This is a genomic window from Xanthomonas euvesicatoria (genome assembly GCF_013112235.1).
Classification (GTDB): Bacteria; Pseudomonadota; Gammaproteobacteria; order Xanthomonadales; family Xanthomonadaceae; genus Xanthomonas; species Xanthomonas euvesicatoria.
On sequence record NZ_JABFFS010000001.1, the window covers coordinates 4,656,730 to 4,677,877 of the forward strand.

General features: G+C 63.6%; 13 protein-coding genes and 1 pseudogene. 6 read left to right on the top strand and 8 right to left on the bottom strand.

Translation table 11 applies throughout. The annotated features are described in order from the left end of the window. The first annotated feature begins 147 nt into the window (after positions 1-147). Positions 148-414: a transposase gene (locus tag HLH45_RS19950; RefSeq protein WP_033479515.1), complete on the top strand. Its 267-nt coding sequence runs from the start codon at positions 148-150 to the stop codon at positions 412-414. A 927-nt stretch (positions 415-1,341) separates the two neighbouring features. On the opposite strand, the gene HLH45_RS19955 is transcribed toward HLH45_RS19950, so the two are convergent. The 3 genes from HLH45_RS19955 to aspS all read right to left on the bottom strand — a co-directional run bounded on the left by HLH45_RS19955 (position 1,342) and on the right by aspS (position 6,748). Next, the gene (locus HLH45_RS19955) at positions 1,342-3,528 is read right to left on the bottom strand and encodes a ricin-type beta-trefoil lectin domain protein (protein WP_074053374.1); all 2,187 of its coding nucleotides are present in this window, start codon (positions 3,526-3,528) and stop codon (positions 1,342-1,344) included. 456 nt (positions 3,529-3,984) lie between these two features. Further along, the gene (locus tag HLH45_RS19960; RefSeq protein WP_008578076.1) at positions 3,985-4,518 is read right to left on the bottom strand and encodes a GNAT family N-acetyltransferase; all 534 of its coding nucleotides are present in this window, start codon (positions 4,516-4,518) and stop codon (positions 3,985-3,987) included. Positions 4,519-4,981: 463 nt separating this feature from the next. Then, positions 4,982-6,748: an aspartate--tRNA ligase gene (gene aspS, locus HLH45_RS19965; RefSeq protein WP_008578077.1), complete on the bottom strand. Its 1,767-nt coding sequence runs from the start codon at positions 6,746-6,748 to the stop codon at positions 4,982-4,984. Between the two features lie 157 nt (positions 6,749-6,905). On the opposite strand from aspS, the gene HLH45_RS19970 reads away from it, so the two are divergent. Continuing rightward, entirely contained in the window at positions 6,906-7,673 is a 768-nt protein-coding gene (locus tag HLH45_RS19970) for a DUF3011 domain-containing protein (RefSeq protein WP_008578078.1), read from the top strand. Between the two features lie 469 nt (positions 7,674-8,142). Here HLH45_RS19970 and HLH45_RS19975 read toward each other — a convergent pair whose 3' ends face one another. Continuing rightward, a complete protein-coding gene (locus HLH45_RS19975; RefSeq protein WP_008578079.1) occupies positions 8,143-8,436 on the bottom strand; it encodes an FmdB family zinc ribbon protein in 294 nt (97 codons plus the stop codon). Positions 8,437-8,911: 475 nt separating this feature from the next. Here HLH45_RS19975 and HLH45_RS19980 point away from each other — a divergent pair, with 475 nt between their 5' ends. The 3 genes from HLH45_RS19980 to HLH45_RS19990 all read left to right on the top strand — a co-directional run bounded on the left by HLH45_RS19980 (position 8,912) and on the right by HLH45_RS19990 (position 15,243). After that, positions 8,912-10,150 (top strand): MFS transporter, encoded by a 1,239-nt coding sequence (locus HLH45_RS19980; RefSeq protein WP_008578080.1) that lies wholly within the window; start codon positions 8,912-8,914, stop codon positions 10,148-10,150. A gap of 414 nt (positions 10,151-10,564) precedes the next feature. Then, positions 10,565-13,021, top strand: a complete 2,457-nt coding sequence (locus HLH45_RS19985) for a TonB-dependent receptor domain-containing protein (RefSeq protein WP_033479508.1) — start codon at positions 10,565-10,567, stop codon at positions 13,019-13,021. A gap of 74 nt (positions 13,022-13,095) precedes the next feature. Beyond that, complete coding sequence (locus tag HLH45_RS19990; RefSeq protein ID WP_008578082.1) at positions 13,096-15,243, top strand: phosphocholine-specific phospholipase C; 2,148 nt, start codon at positions 13,096-13,098, stop codon at positions 15,241-15,243. Positions 15,244-15,459: 216 nt separating this feature from the next. Here the strand turns inward: HLH45_RS19990 and HLH45_RS19995 are convergent. Further along, positions 15,460-16,407, bottom strand: a pseudogene (locus tag HLH45_RS19995) (alpha/beta hydrolase). Between the two features lie 113 nt (positions 16,408-16,520). After that, positions 16,521-17,414, bottom strand: a complete 894-nt coding sequence (gene bla / locus HLH45_RS20000; protein WP_033479511.1) for a class A beta-lactamase — start codon at positions 17,412-17,414, stop codon at positions 16,521-16,523. Positions 17,415-17,514: 100 nt separating this feature from the next. Between bla and ampR the strand changes: the two genes are divergently transcribed. Continuing rightward, positions 17,515-18,390, top strand: a complete 876-nt coding sequence (gene ampR / locus HLH45_RS20005) for a LysR family transcriptional regulator AmpR (protein ID WP_008578086.1) — start codon at positions 17,515-17,517, stop codon at positions 18,388-18,390. Between the two features lie 15 nt (positions 18,391-18,405). Here ampR and HLH45_RS20010 read toward each other — a convergent pair whose 3' ends face one another. After that, positions 18,406-18,906 (bottom strand): YcxB family protein, encoded by a 501-nt coding sequence (locus HLH45_RS20010; protein WP_008578087.1) that lies wholly within the window; start codon positions 18,904-18,906, stop codon positions 18,406-18,408. A gap of 192 nt (positions 18,907-19,098) precedes the next feature. Then, positions 19,099-21,015 (bottom strand): ABC-F family ATP-binding cassette domain-containing protein, encoded by a 1,917-nt coding sequence (locus HLH45_RS20015; RefSeq protein WP_033478388.1) that lies wholly within the window; start codon positions 21,013-21,015, stop codon positions 19,099-19,101. Between the last annotated feature and the right edge of the window lie 133 nt (positions 21,016-21,148).

Consider the following 21,148-nt stretch of genomic DNA (forward strand, 5'->3'; position numbering starts at 1 on the left):
ACATGAGCATGGCGCTCGAACTGTACTCACAGCAGGTATATCGCCCGCATTCCAACGACAGACTGGCCGGGTTGCCGGCAGTAGGGTTAAAGCGTCCTCGTTAATTGAATCCACTTGGAACTAGAGTTCCAACCCACGAAGCTCTGCGTGAATAAGTCCACGTTCATCGAAGAACAGATGGTTCGGAGCCTCGAAGAGGTCGAGGCCGTTGCAAAGGTCGGCGAGACCTGTCGCAAACATGGATCAGCGAGCCGACCTAATTACGTCCGGAAGTCCAAACTCGCCGGCATGGAGGTGTGGCAGTTGCGCCACTTGAAGGGCGTGGAAGCCGAGCTGGCCCGGATCAAGCGCATGTATGCCAAGCTGGCCTTGGATCATCACGCGCTAAAGGACGTCGTGTCGCGAGAAGATTGAGCCAACCTCGTCGACCACAATTTGGTCTGGCCATGCAAACCGCTCACGGCCTCAGTGCCCATCAAGCTAATCGGATGTCGCAGCTGTCCCGATCTGCACGGCATTACTATTGTCTGCACCAGCGCGACGATGGCCCGTTTTGGGTATTGCAGCGGCGAGCTGGGGCAAGATCCGTGCCTGGCGGTTCTACACTGCGCTAAAACTCAACCTTCTATGTAGCGGGAAAGCGACGGCTACCTTAGCGCATCCTCGCGGCACTAGAGATTCCGCAAGTGGTGAACCATACCTGGTCAGCAGACTTCATCTCCGACGCCCCTTGGGCTGGCAGTCGCCTCCCAAGCTTCAACATCAACGATGACCTCGACAGCGGATCGATGAAGATTGAAATCGACGCCAGCCTGCCCTCGGCACGAATCATCCGTGCACTGGACGAGTTGATCGAGTTGCGTGGTGCCCCACGGGAGTGCGCCTAGACAACGGCCGGACTTCATCAGCGCAGCACTCAGGCAGTGGGCACAGCAGCACGGCGTCCCCCTGATCCACATCCAGCCTGGTAAACCCAACCAGAACATCTAGATCGAACGCTACAGCCGCACCCTCCTTATTCGAGTGCTGGACCGCTTCGTGTTCATTATGCTCGAAGAGGTTGGGCGCATGGCAGAAGAATGGCGTCACCGATATACCATCAACGGCCACATCGATCACTCGTCGGCTTGGCGCCCATCCGCTTCGCAATGACACATTCACCACCTGCCTGTACTTCTGAGTGACTCAAACAAACGAAGACGCTTCACCTAGCATCAAATTACGAAGGCTCAATAACATATCAAGCTTACGGATACTGTCCTTGCCACCTGCAGGGCAAGGACAGCTTGAACGGCTACAGAATAGAGCTGGGCTGCCATTTGGGCGTTCTCTGCCCTCGTGTCAACTCGGCTGGACTTCCCACGTCTGATTGGCGTTGCCAATACAGTCCCACATCTGTACACGCGCTCCATTGGTGGTACCTCCAGCAGAATCGTCCAGGCACCTGTTGTTCAGGTCACTACGAATTTGCCCACGAATGCGCCATGTCTGTGCTTGAGTGCCGTTACAAGTAGCCATCACGATCGAGCGGCCATTTGCACCAAAATCTCCAGCTGCTTCCAAGCAGTTGCCGCCGTAGCCGATGATCGAGCCGTTCTTTCCAAGCGACCACTTTTGGTTCTTGTTGCCTGAGCAGTCCCAGATCTGCACAGGTGTACCGCTTGTAACCCCAGATCCTGCAACATCCAGACACCTGCCAGTGGAGACCTGGATTGCTCCAGTGGTTGGATTGAAGTTCCAAATTTGATTGGAGCCCCCGAGGTTGTCCCAAGTCTGCAGACGCGCCCCGTTTCCAGTGCCTCGATTGGCGACGTCAAGAACCTTGCCTCCGCTAGCAATGATTGACGACGTTCTGAAGTTCCAGCGTTGATTAGGAGAACTACTCAGCTGATAAAGCTGGAGCCGTGCGGCATTGTTGGAATTCCTTCCTTCGATATCCAGCACCTTGTCGGTGCCATTGCTTCGAAGAGAGCGACTCTGGCTCTGCCAATGCCATTTTTGCTGCCGCAGTCCATTGCAGCCCCAGACTTGAATGGGAGCCGTATCGGCAGTCCAGCCACCTGTCACATCTAAGCACTTTCCGGACGGACCGACGATTTGGCCAGGAGAACTTGAGTCGTCGAACGGGACCACAGTGGGGCGAAATTGAACAATATTGGGGATGGTCATCACAAACGCCGTGGCATTATCGGCTTGGCCAATCACGCCACATGACTGCCCATAGCACCCTTGGATAAAGGGCGACGAATACACATTGACTTCGCGCTGGCCGTTGATACTGTAAGCCATCAAGGTATGAAAGCTGCCTACGTCGCTGCGATGTCCATAGTTAAAGCCGGTCTCCTGTCCAGTTTCCCTCTGATGATATGAGCCAAGCAAATGCCCTAGTTCGTGCCCAAGTGTGGTCGGCGGGCAGTAGTAGTTTCCGTCTACGCCTTCAGAAACGACTGCATAGGCATAGCGCGAGTCAGTTTGCCCATTTACCCACGCTACACCACAGTTATTTTGGCTAACATCATTATAACGGCGAACTAACGCAACAAGGTCAGCACCGTAGTTTTCACGTATTTGGCGTATCGGACGGAACGCATCATTGGAGGCGCGAACCCAGGTAACCTCTTCCAGCGCCTGACTGTTATCATTGTTGTTTGTATAGGCAACCTCTATGGTTCCCACCAAGCGATATCGCGCCTGCACGTTTGCATTAGCGAAGGCTTGATTAGCAATCTCAACCAAATTTGTCATAACAGTGTCAATCACCGACTCTCCGCCTCGATAGGCTTTGTAATCAGGTGTGTAACCAAGAACGATGTCAATCGTGTTGGTCGATGTTGTGCCAGCTGCTGCGTTGACTTGGGCCAGACTGGTGTAATAAGGAATCGCACCAGCCCGGTTAGTCGACGTGCCTGCAGCAGCTCGCGGAGGCATAAGTGCATCGCTACGTTTGCTCGGAGTTGCTGCCTGCAATTGGACCTGAGACGCGGCCATCACATATGGTTGGCCGTTGATTGTAGATATCCGATAAACTTTGCCTCCGCTGCTACCGAGCGATCCGAACACCGCATTTTTGCCAAAAGTCACGATCGATTCCTCACCGATCTGTGCGCCAGGCAGGCGACCTACCCATGTCCAATTGCCATTTTTCCCCTCGACGTGGCGGACATAATCCATTTTCAAGCGACTGCCGTCTGGAGCGACAACTGTCATTTGGCCTTCTATAGTCGCTCGCAATGCATAGCTTTCACTGATACGAGCAGGGTAGAGGTCGAATGGACCTTCTTTGATCGGCGGTTTTTTTTCGTATGCAACCAGGGTACCGTTGTCTGGCGCGTCAAAGTAGGCCGACAAAGCCCTAGCCGAGCCAGAACCACTGATTTGGTCAACTGCACCAGCAGGAGATCCGGAACGCGCGATACCTTGGGCTTTTTGAGGCACAAAATGAGTTACGTCAACCTTTGCGGCGCCCGCATACCAAGCACCCGTCGCTACTGCGACGCATGATGCCAGTATGATGCTCTTCTTATACATTTCAGTAAATCTCCTTGTTTACTGCGGGTGCGCAGTGATTTTGTTGCGGATGGCCTGCCAACTTTCAACTTCATAGAACGCACATAGCCACTGGCTACACAAAGGCTAAGGCCTCACGTTTGGGGTGAGTCAACCTTTCGATGGTCAGCTAGCAAATAGTCCTTGCGATCTAGTCCTGAGGACTATTGCACTGCCCACCCACTAGGGTAGCGGCCTGAAGAATGAAATCTTTAGGGTTTCTTTAACTGCAAAAAGATGGAGAATCTGAGATCTGATACGGCAGCCACACCCAAATTAATTAAGCCGGAGACAATCCATGATAGAACTAAGTGTGTAAATTGTGATATGAATCAAATTCTGTGGCTTCTTTTAAGGGTAGACAGGGAGGGGATAGATCGTATTAAATTGCGCCAACTACCCCCAAATAAATTAACAACCTGCTCTTTTTTAGTAATCTCATTCAATAAATTTTGTTAGTTGCGCAAGCCGCCGCAGGATGTATTCGCGGTCGACGATCTTGCCCACCGGAAAAGCGTATTCGCCCACCTTTTCGAAGCCATAGCGGGCGTAAAAGCGTTGCGCGCCGAAATTCTCCGACCACACGCCGATCCACAAGGTGCGTGGGCCATCGCGCTCCAACCATTGCAGCGCAGTTTCGAACAATCGGCTGCCCCAGCCGCTGTTCTGATAGTCCTTCAGCAGATACAACCGCTTCAGCTCCCCATCGCCGGGACGCACCTGATCGTGCGGCAGCCCGCAGGGGCCGGCGGCCGCATGGCCGACCAGCAGGTTGTCCATCTCCAGCAGCCAGATCGCGTAATCCGGATGCGACAGCACGGTGCGCGCGCGCTCCACGGCATAGGTCTCTTCCAGAAAACCGCGCAGGTCCTCTTCCGGATACAGATGCCCGAAGGTTTCGGTAAAGGTCTGCGCGGCCAGAAGCGACAGCGCTTCGGCATCGTCCGGCGTGGCGCGGCGAATGCGGGTCATGCGGGCCCCTCTGGCAAGTCGACGCGGCAGCTTCTCGCATGCTGCGGCGTTGCTGCAAGTGGGGAATCGGGAATCGGGAATCGGGAGTGGGGAATGGGGAATGGGAATTGCCGAGCGCCCTGCGGGTCGGGCATCAGATGCGTCTGCCCGGCTGGTGGTCTTACCACCCAGAGGCCTGGTTGCCGCGTGCGTTGGAATTGCCGCGCGTATCGGAGCGGCATGCAAAAAACGCGCTGCGTCACCTGCTAGAGCTTGGGTGCAGTTGCTGACAAGCACTCAGGGTTACGGAAAGTCGCGGTGCGCGATTGCTTGGCAGTTAGTTACGCACGCCGCGCTGCGCGTGCAGCTGTTCGATACGCGCGTTGCGTCAGCGCAGATCGGCCAGCAACGCCTTGCGCCAGCTGCCCGCTGCGCATGAACAGCACGGCCACGCAATGGGCGTGGCCGTGTGTTCGATGACGGGTCAGACCTGCTTCGGGCGCACCTGCACGTGCACTTCGGCGAGCTGGTCGGCAGCGATCGGTGACGGGGCGTCGGTCATCAGATCCTGCGCGCCGGTGGTCTTGGGGAACGGGATCACGTCGCGGATGGACTCGGTACCGGCCATCAGCGCGGCGATGCGGTCGATACCGAAGGCAATGCCGCCATGCGGCGGCGCGCCGTAGTTCAACGCGTCCAGCAGGAAGCCGAACTTGGCGCGCGCTTCTTCGGCGCCGATGCCGAGCAGTTCGAACACGGCGCTCTGCATGTCCGGGCGGTGGATACGGATCGAGCCGCCGCCGATTTCGTTGCCGTTGAGCACCATGTCGTAACCGCGCGAGACCGCGGTGCGGGCGTTGGCGCGCAGGTCGGCAATATCGTCCACCGCCGGTGCGGTGAAGGGGTGATGCAACGCGACGTAACGCTGCGCCTCCTCGTCCCATTCGAACATCGGGAAGTCGGTGACCCACAGCGGCGCCCAGCCGTCGGCGACCAGGTTGAAGTCCTTGCCGGCCTTCAGGCGCAGCGCGCCCATGAAGTCGGACACCTTGGTGTAGCCGCCGGCACCGAAAAACACGATGTCGCCATTGCCGGCGCCGACATGCTTGAGCAGCGCGGCGAAGGATTCTTCGCTGAAGAACTTGGCGATCGGCGAACTGACCTCGCCGGTCTCCGACAGCTTGATGTAGGCCAGACCCTTGGCGCCGTATTTGGCGGCGTGCGCTGCGTATTCGTCGATCTGCTTGCGCGACAGGCTGGCGCCACCGGGAATGCGCAGCGCGGCAACGCGGCCATCGGCATCGTCGGCGGCAGCGGTGAACACCGGGAATTGGCTGGCCTTGACCAGCTCGGCCACGTCGACCAGTTCCAGCGCGATACGCAGGTCCGGCTTGTCCGACCCAAAGCGGCGCATCGCCTCGGCCCAGGTCATGCGTGGGAACTGCGCCGCTAGGTCGACATCCACCACTTCCTTGAAAATGGCGCGGATCATGTCTTCGACGAAATCCTGCACGTCGCGCTCGCGCACGAAGGCGAATTCCATGTCGAGCTGGGTGAATTCCAGCTGGCGGTCGGCACGCAGCGCTTCGTCGCGGAAGCAGCGCGCGATCTGGTAGTAACGGTCGAAGCCGGCCACCATCAGGATCTGCTTGAACAGCTGCGGGCTCTGCGGCAAGGCGTAGAACTCGCCCGGATGCATGCGCGCAGGCACCAGGAAGTCGCGCGCGCCTTCCGGGGTGGCCTTGGTCAGGATCGGGGTTTCGATGTCCTGGAAATCGCGCGCATCCAGATGCCGGCGCAGCGCCTGCACCAGCTTGATGCGGGTGCGCTGCATGCGCTGCATTTCCGGCCGGCGCAGGTCCAGGTAGCGGTACTTCAGGCGGGTTTCTTCGCCCGGGTTTTCGTGCGCGTGGAACGGCAGTGGCGCGGCCTTGTTGAGGATGCTGATGCGCGTGGCGATCACTTCCACCTTGCCGCTGCGCAGCTTGTCGTTGACCGCATGACGCGCGCGCACCACACCTTCCACCTGCAACACGTCCTCGTAGCCCAGGCTGGCGGCCACCTTGAACAGCTCTGCGCTGGCGTCGTCGCCGGCCACCGGCTCCACCGTCACCTGCACGATGCCTTCGTGGTCGCGCAGGTCGATGAAGCACACCCCGCCCAGGTTGCGGGCCACGTCGGTCCAGCCGGCGAGAGTGACGGTTTGGCCGATCAAGGTCTCGTCGACCAGGCCGCAGAAGTGGGTACGCATCGAAAGCTCCGCTGAAAACCCGACGCAGGACAGCGCCGGAAAGCCGGATATTCTGGGGCCGGCGAGCGGCAGGAGCAAATGCGCGGGCGCTCATGGGCGCTTAAGTCGGTGCCCGGCTGAATAGGCGCCACGCCCCTCCTGCACCAAGGACGACACGATGCTGCGCACTGCCCTGCTGCTCTCCGGCTTCGGCCTGATCACCCTCACCGGCGCATTTGCCAGCGTCACTGCCAGCGCCCAGGAGCGTGGCTGGAATGGCCCCAGCATCACCTGTTCCAGCAACGACAACCGCCGCCGCGAGTGCGATACGCCGTTCCGCGGCCGCGCGGTGCTGGTGGAAAACATCTCCGGCACGCGCTGCATCGAAGGCCGCAACTGGGGCAGCGAGCGCGGCCGGATCTGGGTGGACAATGGCTGTCGCGGCCGTTTCGTCGACGCCCGCAGCGGTGGCGGCTGGGGCGGCGGCTATGGCCCCGGCGGCGTTGGCGGGATCGCTGGAACGGTGCGCTGCGAGAGCAACGATCAGCGCCAGAACATCTGCGATACCGGCTGGCGCCGCGCCAATTTGGTGCGCCAACTCTCCAACACGCCCTGCGTGGAAGGCCGCAACTGGCGCCAGGAACGCGGCCGGATCTGGGTGGACGACGGCTGCCGGGGCGAATTCGCGCAGGCCCGCGGTGGCGGTGGCTGGGACGGCGGCTATGGCGGCCGGGATGACCGCCCCGGCAACGGCTATGCGATCACCTGCGCCAGCGACGACCGGCGCCTGCGCACCTGCGCCTGGGATGGCCGCTATGGCCGCCCGGTGCTGACCCGCCAGCTGTCGGACACCCGCTGTGCGGAAGGTCGCACCTGGGGCTACGACGATCGTCGCGCCACGGTGTGGGTCAACGACGGCTGCCGGGCGCGTTTCGAGGCGCGTTGATGCACTGGCCGCGCAGGCTGGCTGGGTGAGATAGGCCTGCGCGCGTCGGCGAGACACCGGCGCCAGCGTTCTGGACCACGGCACGCATCCAGGCGGATGCGGCTGTAAACCTCAGTCGGGGCGATCCATAGAAGGGCGGCAAACCGCACGCGCAACGCGTGCGTCAGAGCCTTGCAGCCTCGCGGCTACCCGCCATGCTTCACCACAGTTTGCCGGGACTGCACTTGGCCCGGCTGACGTGGGTGTATCGACACCGGCCCGGCCAGCAAGATCGTCCACCGCGCATGCCGGGCGCTACCGGGAAACGCAGTCCTGGCCGCGGCGAACGGCGGTGGGATGGCACAGCCGTCCGGGTTGGCGGCAAGCACCCATGCAATCCTCCGCGACACAGCCGGCAGCACGGTGCTCGACGTGGAGTCATTGCAACGCGCAACCGCGCTGTGCGGCGCAACCTGCACGCCGCGGCCACTTATGCCGGATCGGACGCGGGCTTGGCGGCCGGCTTGCTCTCCGCGGTTGCCGCCGGTTTGGCATCGCCGCCGGCGCTGCTGCTTTCGGTGAGGTTCTTCTTTTTCTCGCCGGCCGATTTGAAGTCGGTCTCGTACCAGCCGCTGCCGGACAGGCGGAACGACGGCGCGGTGACCTGGCGCTTGATCGTGGCAGCGGCGCAGGCCGGGCAGGTTTGCGGATCGGGGTCGGCCATTTTCTGCAGGCGGTCGAATGCGTGGCCGCAGGTAGTGCACTGGAAACCGTAGATGGGCATGGCAGGGATCAGCTGAAGACGTTGCAAGGGGCGCAAATTCTAGACGCATGCGGGCTGGCAAGGGCAGCGCCGCCTGCGCGGGCAGCAGGCAGCCGGTGATGCGTCTACTTGGCCGGCGCTAGGCGACGGCGGCAATGTGCAGTGGCCGCTTCGACGCCCCGCACACGCCGATGGGCTGCGCGCACCGACGCAATGCCGCCCCACCCTGCGCGCAGGCGTGGCTGGCGGCAGCGTGGGGCGAGCGCAGCGCACAACACCTCTGCGTGCACGCCATGCGATCGACACATGCATGGGTTGCGTATCCAAGCAACGCAACGCACGAGCAATCGCAAAACACGACCTGCGGCAATCACATCCTCACGCACAATCGCCGAAAAACGCGCACGCGCCAACGGCGCCGATCGAGCCGCACCGACCAGGCTGTTACACTCGAACACGTGATCGACGCGCCTTTTCCCCCACGAGGGCCGCATCCATGTTGCGGTTGATTGCCTTATTGCTGGGCGTTGCCCTGCTACTCACCGGTAGCGGGTTGCTCGGCACGCTGCTCGCCGTGCGTGGCGATCAGGCCGGCTTCGATGCGCGGGCGTTGGGGTTGATCATGTCCGGCTACTTCGCCGGCTTCTTTCTGGGCACCTTCTTTGCACCGCCGCTGATTCGCCGCATCGGGCATATCCGCGCGTTTGCGTTTTATGCGGCGCTGGCAGCCATTGCGGTGTTGCTGCATCCGATCTGGTTGAACGCCTGGGGCTGGGGCGTGCTGCGCCTGGTGACCGGCGTGGCGTTGGTCGGCCTGTACACCGTGATCGAAAGCTGGCTCAACGCCGAGCCCGACGCGCGCCGGCGCAGCCGGGTGTTTTCGGTCTACATGGCGATCAATCTGTCGGCGCTGGCACTGGGCCAGGTCCTGCTCACCATCGGCGATGCAGGCGCACCGGCGATGTTCACGCTGACGGCGATCCTGTTCTGTGCAGCGGTGATGCCGGTGATGACCACGCGGCTGATCCCGCCCGAGGTGCCGCATGTATCGCGCCTGCGGTTGGTGACGCTGTATGCCCTGGCGCCGGTGGCCACGATTGGCGCCGGCCTTTCCGGCCTGGCGATGGGTGCGTTCTGGGGCTTGCTGCCGGTATACGCCAACCGGATCGGGCTGGATTCCGACGGCGTGGCGATGTTCATGCTCACCGCCATCGTGGGCGGTGCGGTGCTGCAGTGGCCGATCGGGCGCATCAGCGACGGGCATGACCGCCGTATCGGCCTGGTGACCGTGAGCGTGCTGGCCGCCGGCATCGCGATCGCTGCCGCGTTGCCGATGGTGCAGACACAGACCACCGTGTTGTTCGCGCTGTTCTTCGTCTATGGCGGGTTGGCGTTTTCGCTATACCCGTTCGCGGTGGCGCACATGCTCGATTACCTGCCGCGCGAAGACCTGCTTTCCGGCAGCAGCAGCTTGTTGCTGGTGCATGGCGTGGGTGCGGCGATCGGCCCTGCATTGGCCGGCGGCGCGATGCAGAAGTTCGGCCCGGCCGCGTTGCCTGTGTACTTCGCGGTGATGTTGTTGGCCCTGGCGGGCTTCACGTTGTCGCGGCTGCTGCGCTTCACCCGCCGCCGCCCCCATCCGATCGCCTTCCGCCCGATGCTGCGCACCACGCCGTCGGCACTGGAGTTGATGCCGGAAACACAGCAGACCGAAACGCCACCGCGAACCAAGTAACGCTGACCGTGCTCTCTCGCGCTGGCTTTAGGATGGTCGAACAATTCGATCAGCGGACTGCACACCTGCCACTGCGGCCGGCGCGGTTGTGCTGGATCTCGAAACTTCGCTCGCTGTCTGGTGCGGTGGCCTCGCCGATTGCGGGACCGTTGGCGGCATGGATGCCGCCATCGAGTCCCCAAGGAATCGGCTCACGGCGTGTCCAAAAGCGGTGAGGCATCGCGCTATCGACCGACTCCGCGTTTGACCCAGCCCGTTCACCAACCCACATCCCGCTTGGCCCAAGATTTCGTCAGCTCGGCTGGAAGCATCCGAACGCCGCTAACCACGCTAACCACGCTAACCAAGTCTTCGCTCTGGCTATGAGGTTGCATACATCCGGCGCGTGATCGCGACCTCGCCTGTAGCGCGGTCATGATCACGCAACGCAAGCGCGGCAGTCTTTCCAGACCCCCTACCCCGCTGTGGATTTCAATGGATTCGATGTCCTCCTTGCGCGTGCGCCGTCCTGCCACGCTGGCGTTACTGCTGGTTTCGCTCACCCTACCGGCGTATGCACAGCAGGTTCCCGACGGCGCAACGTCCGACCCGGCCGTCACCGATGAGCAAGTATCGACGCTGGATCAGGTGCAGGTGGTCGGCCAGGCAATGACCTATTCCAAGACCACCGTCAGCAAGGAAATGCTGGACCGCCAGTTCGTGCTCGGCAGCGTCAACGATGCGCTCAACGAACTGCCCGGCGTGGTGGTGACCGAAGCCGATGCCTTTGGCTCCTCGGATTGGGGCACGCAGATCAGCATGCGCGGCTTCGTCAGCAATCGCGATACGCAACAGATCGGCACCACCATCGACGGCGTACCCAATGGCGGCTCGGCGTACGGCGGTGGCTCCAAGGCCAATCGCTTTATCGACATGCCGGATCTGGAAACGGTGGAAGTGAGCCAGGGCACCGCCGACATCGCCTCGCGCTCCAACGAAGCCCTGGGCGGCACCTTGAACTACCTCACCAGCGAACCGCTGGAAACGCAGCGTGTGCGCGTGATCGGCGGCATTGGCGATAACCAGGCGCGCAAGTACTACGCGCGCTACGACACTGGCCTGATCGGCGGCACTACGCGTGCCTGGGTCAGTGGCTCGTCGGCACGCAATGACGACTGGATCGACGGCAGCGGGCACACCAGCCGCGATCACCTGGCCGGCAAATTCGTCAGCGTGCTGAATCAGTGGACGCTCAGCGGATACGCATCCTACGACGATGCCGACGAATCCGAATACACCAGCGTGACCCCGGAGCAATTCGCGCGCGACCCGGAGCACGACCTGTTGACCGGCACGCTCACCGGCATTCCGTACCTGGACCAGAACTACCGCTCCGGCTCGCGTGCCTTGCGCAAGAATACGTTCGGCTACCTGCGTGGCGCCTTGGATGGCGGCAATGGTTTCAAGACCACGCTGACCGGCTATGCGCACCGCATGCAGGGGCGCGGCGACTGGATTCCGCCGTATCTGGTGGATGTCAGCAACGATGGCGCCGGCGCACCCGAATCCGAAGCGCGTGGCGGCAATACCGTGTATGGCGGCAGCGATCTGGGCAAACTGTATTACCTCACCCCCGGGGGCGCGGCTGCCGCCATGCTGGCCGGTTGCGCCGGCAGCGACGCGGTGCCGGCCGAATCCAATCCGGCCTGCTATCCGGCCGGTTCGGTGCCGGTGCAATCGTATCGACATAGCCACTACGACAATCACCGCGCCGGCGCGATGGCCGATGTGGAATGGCGCACCGATCTCGGCGCCATCGACAACACCGTGCGTGCCGGTGCCTGGCTGGAACGCGTTGAACGCAGCGTCACCCGCGACTGGCACCGCCTGCTCAACGTCGGCACCAACATCAGCTTCGATCATCAGGCGTACTGGGTGCAGTTCAAGGACAACTACCAGACCGACGAGCAGATGTATTACGTCGAAGACGTGATGCGTTACGGTGCATTCGCATGGCGCGTGGGCGTCAAGCAGTTCTTTGTCGACCAGACCCGCGACCGCCGCATCGGCGATGCGCAGCATGTGCAATCGGATTCGCGGTCCGACCCGCTGCTGTCGGCCGGCCTGACCTGGACCACACCGGTGCAGGGCCTGGAGGCCTTTGCCGGCTACTCGCAGAACTTCGCCGCGATTGCGTCCGGCGTGCTGGGCGAAACCGACCCGGTGGCGCTGAGTCGGGTGAAACCGGAAACCGCCGACAACATCGAACTCGGCCTGCGTGTCAGCCGCTGGCCGTTGACCGGCAGCGTCACGCTGTACGACATCCGCTTCGACAACCGCATCGTGTACGTGCCGGCCAACTTCGTCACCGGTATCGACTACCTGGGCGAAACCGATGGCGTGTACGAAAACTTCGGCGGTGTGCATGCGCGCGGCGTGGAAGCAGCGCTGGGCTACGGCTGGGACAACGGCTGGCGCATCAATGGCGCCTACACCTACAACAAGGCCGATTATCTCGGCAGCGGCGATGCCGCGCGCGATACCGCCTTGGAGATCACGCCCGGTGCGCAGGTGATCGGCCAACCGCGCAATACGCTGGTGGTGTCGGCCGACTGGCGCGGCCAGGCATGGCGCTTCGGTGTGTCCGGACGCTACCTGGGCAAGCGCTACCTAGACGCATCCAACCGCGCCGCACTCGATGGCGTGACCACCTTCGATGCCAATCTGGGTGTGGAACTTTCGCAACTGACCTCGCAGCTCAAAGGCCTGCAGCTCGCGCTCAACGTCAGCAACCTCACCGACAAGCGCTATCTGGAAGGTGTGGACGGTAGCGACAGTGCCTTCATTGCCGCCCCGCGCACCGTCGGCCTGACCCTGACGCTGGACCTGTAACGGCGAACTGCCATGCTATGCGATGCCCGCACCAGGCACCGGCGCGGGCAGTCCTTCCGATGCGATGAGCCCACATGATCGATCTGCCCCGACGCCGCCTGCTGCAAGCCGGCCTCACCAGCGGCGCGGCCGCGTTGCTGCCCAGCATCGCGCGCGCCGCAGCCATCGCGCCGGACCGGCGCAGCGGCACGCTGGAGGACCTTCGGCATGTGGTGATCCTGATGCAGGAAAACCGCGCGTTCGATCATTACTTCGGCGCGCTGCCCGGCGTGCGCGGGTTCGGCGACCGTTTCCCGATCCCTGCGCCGCCCTTGCCGGGCGCACCGGCGCGCACGGTGTGGCTGCAACCCAGCGAGGACGGCCGCCAGTGGCTGACGCCGTTCGCGTTGGACACGGCCGCGCAGTTCGGCTTCATGCGTGTCAAGGGCACCCCGCATAGCTGGCCGGATGCACAACAGGCCTGGGACCATGGACGGCTCGGGCACTGGGCTGCCGCCAAGCACAATCATGCACTGGGCTATTACACGCGCGCGGACATTCCGTTTCAGTACGCGCTGGCCGACGCCTTCACCATCTGCGATGCGTACCACGCTGCGATCCAGACCGGCACCAATTCCAATCGCGTGTTCCTGTGGACCGGCGGCAACGATCCGCAGGCGCGCGCAGGCGGCCCGGTGATCGGCAATTCGCACGACAACTTTGCGGAACTGGGCGGCTTTGCCGAGCCGTATCGTTGGGGCACCTACGTGCAAGCCCTGCAGAACGCCGGTGTGTCCTGGCAGATCTATCAGGACATGGCAGACAACTTCACCGACAACCCGCTGGCCGGCTTTGCGGCATTTCGACAGGCGTACAGCGCCGCGCCCGGACATGATCCGCAATTGCGCGCGCGTGGCGTGAGCACGCGCGGTCTCGCGCAGTTGCGCCAGGACGTACTGGGCGGGCGCCTGCCTGCAGTGAGCTACATCATTGCCGACGCGGCCGGCAGCGAGCATCCGGATCCGTCCAGCCCCGCCCAGGGCGCGGCCTACACCGCACGCGTGCTGGATGCGCTCACTGCCGATCCGGCGGTGTGGAGTCGCACCGCCTTGCTGGTGATGTTCGACGAGAACGACGGCTTCTTCGACCATCTGCCGCCGCCCGCACCGCCGTCGCCGGATGCACGCGCAACGGGCGGGTTTGCCGGCGCATCGACGCTGGCCACCGACGACGACTATCACCGCCACCCGGCGCCGGGCGAGCAGAACGTGGATCTTCCCGAGCTACGCGGGCGGCCCTATGGGCTTGGCCCGCGCGTGCCGATGTATGTGGTCTCGCCATGGAGCCGCGGCGGCTGGGTGGATTCGCAGGTGTACGACCACACCTCGGTGCTGCGCCTGCTCGAACGCCGCTTCGGCGTGCCCGCGCCGGAAATCACGCCCTGGCGGCGTGCAGTGTGCGGCGATTTGACCAATGCCTTCGATTTCCGCCAGGCCGATACGCGCGCGTTCGTCGCCGCGCTGCCGGATGTCGGTGCAACCGCTACGCGCGCGGCCGCCTTGCGCGAACACGCACTGCCGCCGTTGCCGGCCACGTTGCAGCCGCCCGAACAACCGTTCGGCGTGCGCCGCTCGCGTGGGCTGCCATATCGTCCCAGCGTGGAGCTGGCCCACCTGACCGAGCGCGGCGAAGTTAAGCTCCGCATGTCCAATGCGGGCGCGGCGGCGGTGCTGCATGTCTACGACCGCTTCGATCTAGCGGCAATTCCACGCCGCTACACAGTGGGAAGCGACGCCATCGTGGACGGCACGTGGACCACCTACGACGGCCGCTACGATCTGTGGCTGCTCGGTCCCAACGGCTTCCATCGCCATTACCGCGGCGACCTCGATGCAGCGCCGCTGCTGGCCGAGATCGCGCAGGATCCGAACGATTGCACTTGCGTGCTGCTATCGCTACGTCATAGCGGCAACACTGCCGTGCAGATTGAGCTGCAGCCAGGTGCATATACCGCCGCACAGCCGCGCGAGCGCCTGAGTCTTGCACCCGACACCACCGTGCAGCGGCGCTGGAAGGCGGCAGCAACCGGCGGCTGGTACGACCTATGGGTGCGCCACGACAGCGCGGCCCAGCATCTGGCCGGGCGCATCGAAACCGGTGCAGACAGCGTCAGCGACCCGGCCATGGGTGGGCCGGCGCGATTGCAGCAGGACATGCCTGTCTCGATCGGCGCACTCGGCTAAGCGTGGCTAACAAGACCACAGCGCTCACCGCCGGATGGGCGCGGCCGATACTCGACGCGGAATCTCCCACTCTTACACCGCAGTTTTAAGCGCGCTGCCTCAGACCCTCCTGGCGACTGTTCGCTCGGTTTTTGATGGCCGTCCCAAGTCTTGCAGCGCGGTATGCGCTGCGTACACATGGGGATGCCTGATCAGCAGGCTTGCGCACAGTCACACTCAGCGCGCGCCAGTCGCATCAAGCACGCCGATCGTGTGCAACCAGGTTTCCACCAACTGCGGCCACTGCGCGATCGGCAGCCCCTTGGCGCGCAGACCGAAGGCATGGCCACCCTGGGCGTACACATGCATTTCCACCGGCACGTCCGCCTAGTTGAGCGCGACGTAGTAGGCCAGCACCTGCGAAACGCCGTCCACGTGATCGTCCTGCGCCTGCAACAGGAAGGTCGGCGGGGTATCGGCGACGACGCGAATGTCCGGACGCAGGTCCAGATGGGTGGGATCGCGGGTGGCGTCATCCTCGTCCTCGTGCGCCCACAAATGGCCCGGATACACGGCAATGGCGAAATCCGGGCGACAGCTCACGCGATCGGCGGCATCCACCGGCAGATACGTGCGCGCTGCAAAATGCGTACTGATCGCGGCCACCAGGTGACCACCGGCAGAAAAGCCGAGCACACCGATCTTGTGCGGATCCACGGCCAACTGGTCCGCCTGCGCGCGCACCATCCCCAACGCCCGTTGGGCATCCTGCAGGGCTGTTTGCACCTTCGGGTAATAGCGGCGGTCGTTGACCCAGGTCGGCCCCGAGTTCGGTACACGGTATTTCAACAGCACACAGGTGATACCGCGCGCGGTCAGCCAGTCGCAGATTTCGGTCCCTTCCAGATCCATGGCCAGGACTTGATAGCCACCGCCGGGAAACACCAGCACCGCCGCGCCGGTGTTGTGAGCCTTGGGCTTGTATACCGTCATCGTCGGGCGGCTGACATCGCTGAGCTTGGTCCATGGGTAACGCCCCTCGCCGGTGCCCACCGATTCGGGCTTCGGGTGGCGCACCGCATCAGGCACCGCGCGCGGCCAAAGCGGTATTTCGACCTGACCAGGCGCTGGCTGCCAGGCGCGCGCCGGTGCGAGCCCATGCACAAGCAGCAGCGCAACTGCCATCCACCCATGACACGACCTGATTTGCACGATTGGACCTTGAAGGGTTGAAGAAACAGAAAGCACGTCGTGAACTCATGCGCGAATGACGCGCGTGAGACACCGGAGCCTTGCACTCACGCCGCGATGCTCTCGCGCACCGCGACCGCCACCGCCTTCAACGCCGCATCGCGTGCCGCGTCGTCGACCTTGGCACCGTTCAAGTACGTGGTCAGCAACAGGGGCGCGCTTCCCTTCGGTGGCCAGAGGATGGCGATGTCGTTGCGCGTGTCGGTGCCGTTGCTGCCAGTCTTGTCGCCGATCTTCCAGCCGGCCGTGAGCCCCGCACGCAGGCAATCGTCGCCGGTGCGGTTGTCGATCATCCAGTCGGTCAGCTGCTTGCGCGAGGCTGGATGCAGCGCGTCGCCAAGCAGCAGCGTGCGCAGCGTGGCGGCCATTGCCGCAGGCGTGGTGGTGTCGCGGGGGTCGTCGTCGGCGAACCGGTTCATCTGCGGCTCGTAGCGGTCGGTGCGGGTCTGGGCATCGCCGATACCGCGCAGGAACGCAGTCACCCCGGCCGGTTCGCCGACCAGCGGGAACAGCAGATTGGCAGCCGGGTTGTCGCTATAAATCATCGTGGCCCGGCAGAGCTCGCCAACACTGAGCGAACCGCCGACATGGCGTTCGGTCACCGGGGCATGCTCCAGCATGTCGGAGGCATGGATCCTGACCTGCTGCGCCAGCGTCAACTTGCCCTGGTCCACCCGCCGCAGCACCGCGGCAGCCAATACAAATTTGAAGGTGCTGCACATCGGAAAGCGCTCGTCCTCGCGCTGCCCGAGGCGCTTGCCGGTGGCGCTGTCGAGCAGGCAGATGCCCAGCCGGCCGCCGGTGCCACGTTCGATCTGCGCCCACTGTGCCCGCAGCATGTCGTCCACGTTTACCGCGGGGGTGAGTGCCCATGCGGGTCTGGACGCTGCAAGCAGCACGCCAGCGCCGGTTGCGTGCAGGAACTGTCGCCGATTCAACATGCGGTTGCCTCCTTGAGAGAGCCCGCAGTATCGATGCGCAGGATGCAGCCGACCATCGCGATGTTTCGATCTCAGGCATGAATTGAACTAATCTCTACCCATGCCCCGCCCCCGCCTGCCGCTCAATGCCCTGCGCGCGTTCGAAGCCGCCGCGCGCCATCAGAATCTGACCCGCGCGGCCAACGAGCTATGCGTCAGCCAGGCCGCGCTGAGTCACCAGATCAAGGCGCTGGAGCAGCAGTTGGGCACCAGCCTGTTCCACCGCCTGCCGCGCGGTGTAGCGCTAACCGACGAAGGCGCCGCGCTGGCGCCGGTGCTCGGCGAGGCCTTCGACCGCATCGCCGCCACCTTGGAACGCTTTGCCGATGGCCGTTACCGCGAGGTGCTCAGCGTGGGCGTGGTCGGCACCTTCGCCACCGGCTGGCTGTTGCCACGGCTGGCGGCATTTCATGCAACGCACGCGGATATCGAACTGCGCCTGTCCACCCACAACAACCGCGTCGACCTGGCCGGAGAGGGCCTGGATCTGGCCATCCGCTTCGGCGATGGCGATTGGCAGGGCCAGGTTGCCGAAGCCGTGATGGAAGCGCCCTTCGCGCCGGTGTGCGCGCCGGCAATGGCGCGCGGCTTGCGCGTGCCGGAGGATCTGGCGCGTGTGCCGCTATTGCGCTCGTATCGCCTGGATGAGTGGCCGCAGTGGTTCCGCGCGGCGCGTGCGACGGAGGTGCCTGCGCGCGGCAGCATGTTCGATTCGTCGCTTACCCTGGCCAGCGCAGCGGCAGCCGGCGCCGGCGTGGCGTTGTTGCCGTTGCCGATGTTTCGCCAGGACCTGGATGCCGGGCGCCTGGTCTGCCCGTTCCCGATCACCATCGACGCCGGGCGCTACTGGCTGACGCGGCTACGGTCGCGGCCGCAAAGCGATGCCGGGCGCCGGTTGCGCGATTGGCTACTGGCCCAACAGCACGTCAGCAGCTGAGCAGCGCTGCCACTCTCAGAGCGCCTTGGATGTCTTTCCCACCCGCAAGGCCAACTGGCGAAACGCCTCGAACTGCGCCCTGTCGGCGAACCAGTGCGGGCAGAACAGCTCGAACAGCCGGTCGTTGTGGTACAGCAACAGCACCCGGTCGTTTTCGCGGATGCGCATGTAATCGGACCAGGGGCGACGCAGATGGCCGTCCGTCCAGGTGATTTCCAGCCCGTTCTCGTCCCATGCGTAGGTGTAGGTATGCCGCAGCGAGGCCTGCTGCGCATGCAGGCGTTTGATCCGCCGCGGCAGGCCCCACACGTGCAACGCCACCAGGCCGAGCAACCCACCGCCACCGCCGCCGATCAGCACCGGGCCGATAATCTCGCTCGCGCCGCGCAGGTGCAGCAGCCCCGCTCCGATCAACAGCAGGACTGCCAGAAACACGAGCAGGCGTTTCGCATCGTGACGCGCATGCAAGCGCTGCGCGGCCAGATGGTCTTCCAGACTGATGGTGACGCTGATCATGCGCGCGACATCCGTGTGTGGCTCAACGCGCAGCGTAACCCACGCGCTTTCATCGTGGCCAACACGACGCAGCGCGCAGGCAGCCGCTAGGTGTAGACCAGGCGCGGCAACCGCGATGTACGCCTGGTACATCCCGCAACGACCATCTGACACGCCATCGTACGGTTGCGCAGGCGTTTTTGTCAGTGACGCTTACGCACCGTCGATCAACTCCATCCATGCGGTCTCGGCTTCAGCCAGCTGCTGCGCGGTTGCTTCGCGGTCGCGTCCGAGCACCGCCATCTTTTCGCTGTCGGCGTAGTTGCCGGGATTGGCCAGCTCGCGATCCAGCGCAGCGAGCGCCGCTTCCAGCTCGCCGACGCGCTTTTCGGCACTGGCCAGCTTGTGCGGGTTGACGGCTTTTTTCGGCGGCAGCGGCTTGGTCGGCGGTGGCGGGGTCGGTGCCGCCTCGGCCATCTTCTGCTTGGTCCCCTGCGCAGCCGGGCGGCTCCGCAACCAGGCGGCGTATTCGTCCAGGTCGCCGGCGAACGGCTCGACCACGCCATCGGCCACGCGCCAGAAACTGTCGCAGACCAGGCCGATCAGATGGCGATCGTGCGAGACCATCACGATGGCGCCTTCGAAATCGCTCAACGCCTCGGCCAGCGCTTCGCGCATTTCCAGGTCCAAGTGGTTGGTCGGTTCGTCCAGCAGCAGCACGTTCGGCTGCTGCCAGGCGATCAACGCCAGCGCCAGGCGCGCGCGCTCGCCGCCGGAGAAACCATCCACCACTTCGAAGGCGCGGTCACCGGCAAAATTCCATTTCCCCAAAAAGTCGCGGAACGCCTGGTTGGAACCATCCGGCGACAACTCACGGAAATGGTCCATCGGCGATTGGCCTTCGTGCAGCGACTCCACCGTGTGCTGGGCGAAGTAGCCGATGCGCAAATCCGGATGTGCGCTGCGCTCGCCTGCCAGCGGCGCCAGTTCGCCCACCAAGGTCTTGACCAGGGTGGACTTACCCGCGCCATTGGGCCCAAGCAAACCAATCCGGTCACCCGCCTCTAGCCCGAATCCAACATCATGCAGCACGGTAATGGCATCGCTGGAACCACGCTTTTGCGATTCCCCATTCCCGATTCCCGATTCCCGCGGCACAGCGGCATAGCCGGCTTCCACGTGATTGAGCCGGATCAGCGAGAACGGCAGCCGGCTGGGCTGCGCGAACTGGATGCGGAACTCGCGCTCGGCGCGCACCGCCTCGGTGCCGGCCATCTTGGCCAGCCGCTTCATGCGGCTCTGCGCCTGGGTCGCCTTGCTGGCCTGCGCCTTGAAGCGGTCGATGAAGCTCTGCAGATGCGCGCGCTCGGCCTGTTCCTTCTCGTGCGCGATCTGCTGCTGGCGCAAATGCTCGATGCGCTGGCGTTCGAAATCGGTATAGCCGCCGACATACAGCTTGGCGGTGCCGCCATGCAGGTGCAGGGTGTGGGTGGCCACGTTGTCGAGAAATTCGCGGTCGTGCGAAATCAGCAGCAGCGTGCCCGGGTACTTGAGCAACCACTGCTCCAGCCACAGCACCGCATCCATGTCCAGGTGGTTGGTCGGCTCGTCGAGCAGCAGCAGGTCGCTGGGCATCATCAGCGCGCGCGCCAGATTCAGCCGCACCCGCCAGCCGCCGGAGAACGACGACACCGCGCGATGGTGCGTGTCGGCCGGAAACCCAAGGCCGTGCAGCAACTTGCCGGCGCGCGCTTCGGCGTCGTAGGCGCCGATCTCGGCCATCTTCTGGTGTGCATTGGCCACTGCCTCCCAGTCCTCGCGCGCGGTAGCTGCGGCTTCTTCCTGCAGTACCGCAGACACCTCGATGTCCCCGCCCAGTACGAACGACAGCGCCGGGTCGGGCAGCGAGGGAGTTTCCTGCGACACGCTGGCCGTGCGCACCTTGCCGGGCAGATCGACATCGCCCTTGTCGGCCTCCAGCTCGCCCTTCACCGCAGCGAACAGGCTGGACTTGCCGGTGCCGTTACGGCCCACCACACCGACGCGGTAGCCGGCGTGCATGGTCAGGTCGACGTTGGAGAGCAGCAGACGCTCGCCGCGTCGCATGGAGAAGTTACGCAGGGAAATCATTGATGGACAGTCCGATAGAACGAAAAGGAATGAGCAGATGAGCAGCATTCCTGCGACGCCATTCTAGCGTTAACGAATAATTAGCGCCTTCAGCGTGGCCGCCGTCTTGTTCGCCCTCCCGCGACCGCCGCCT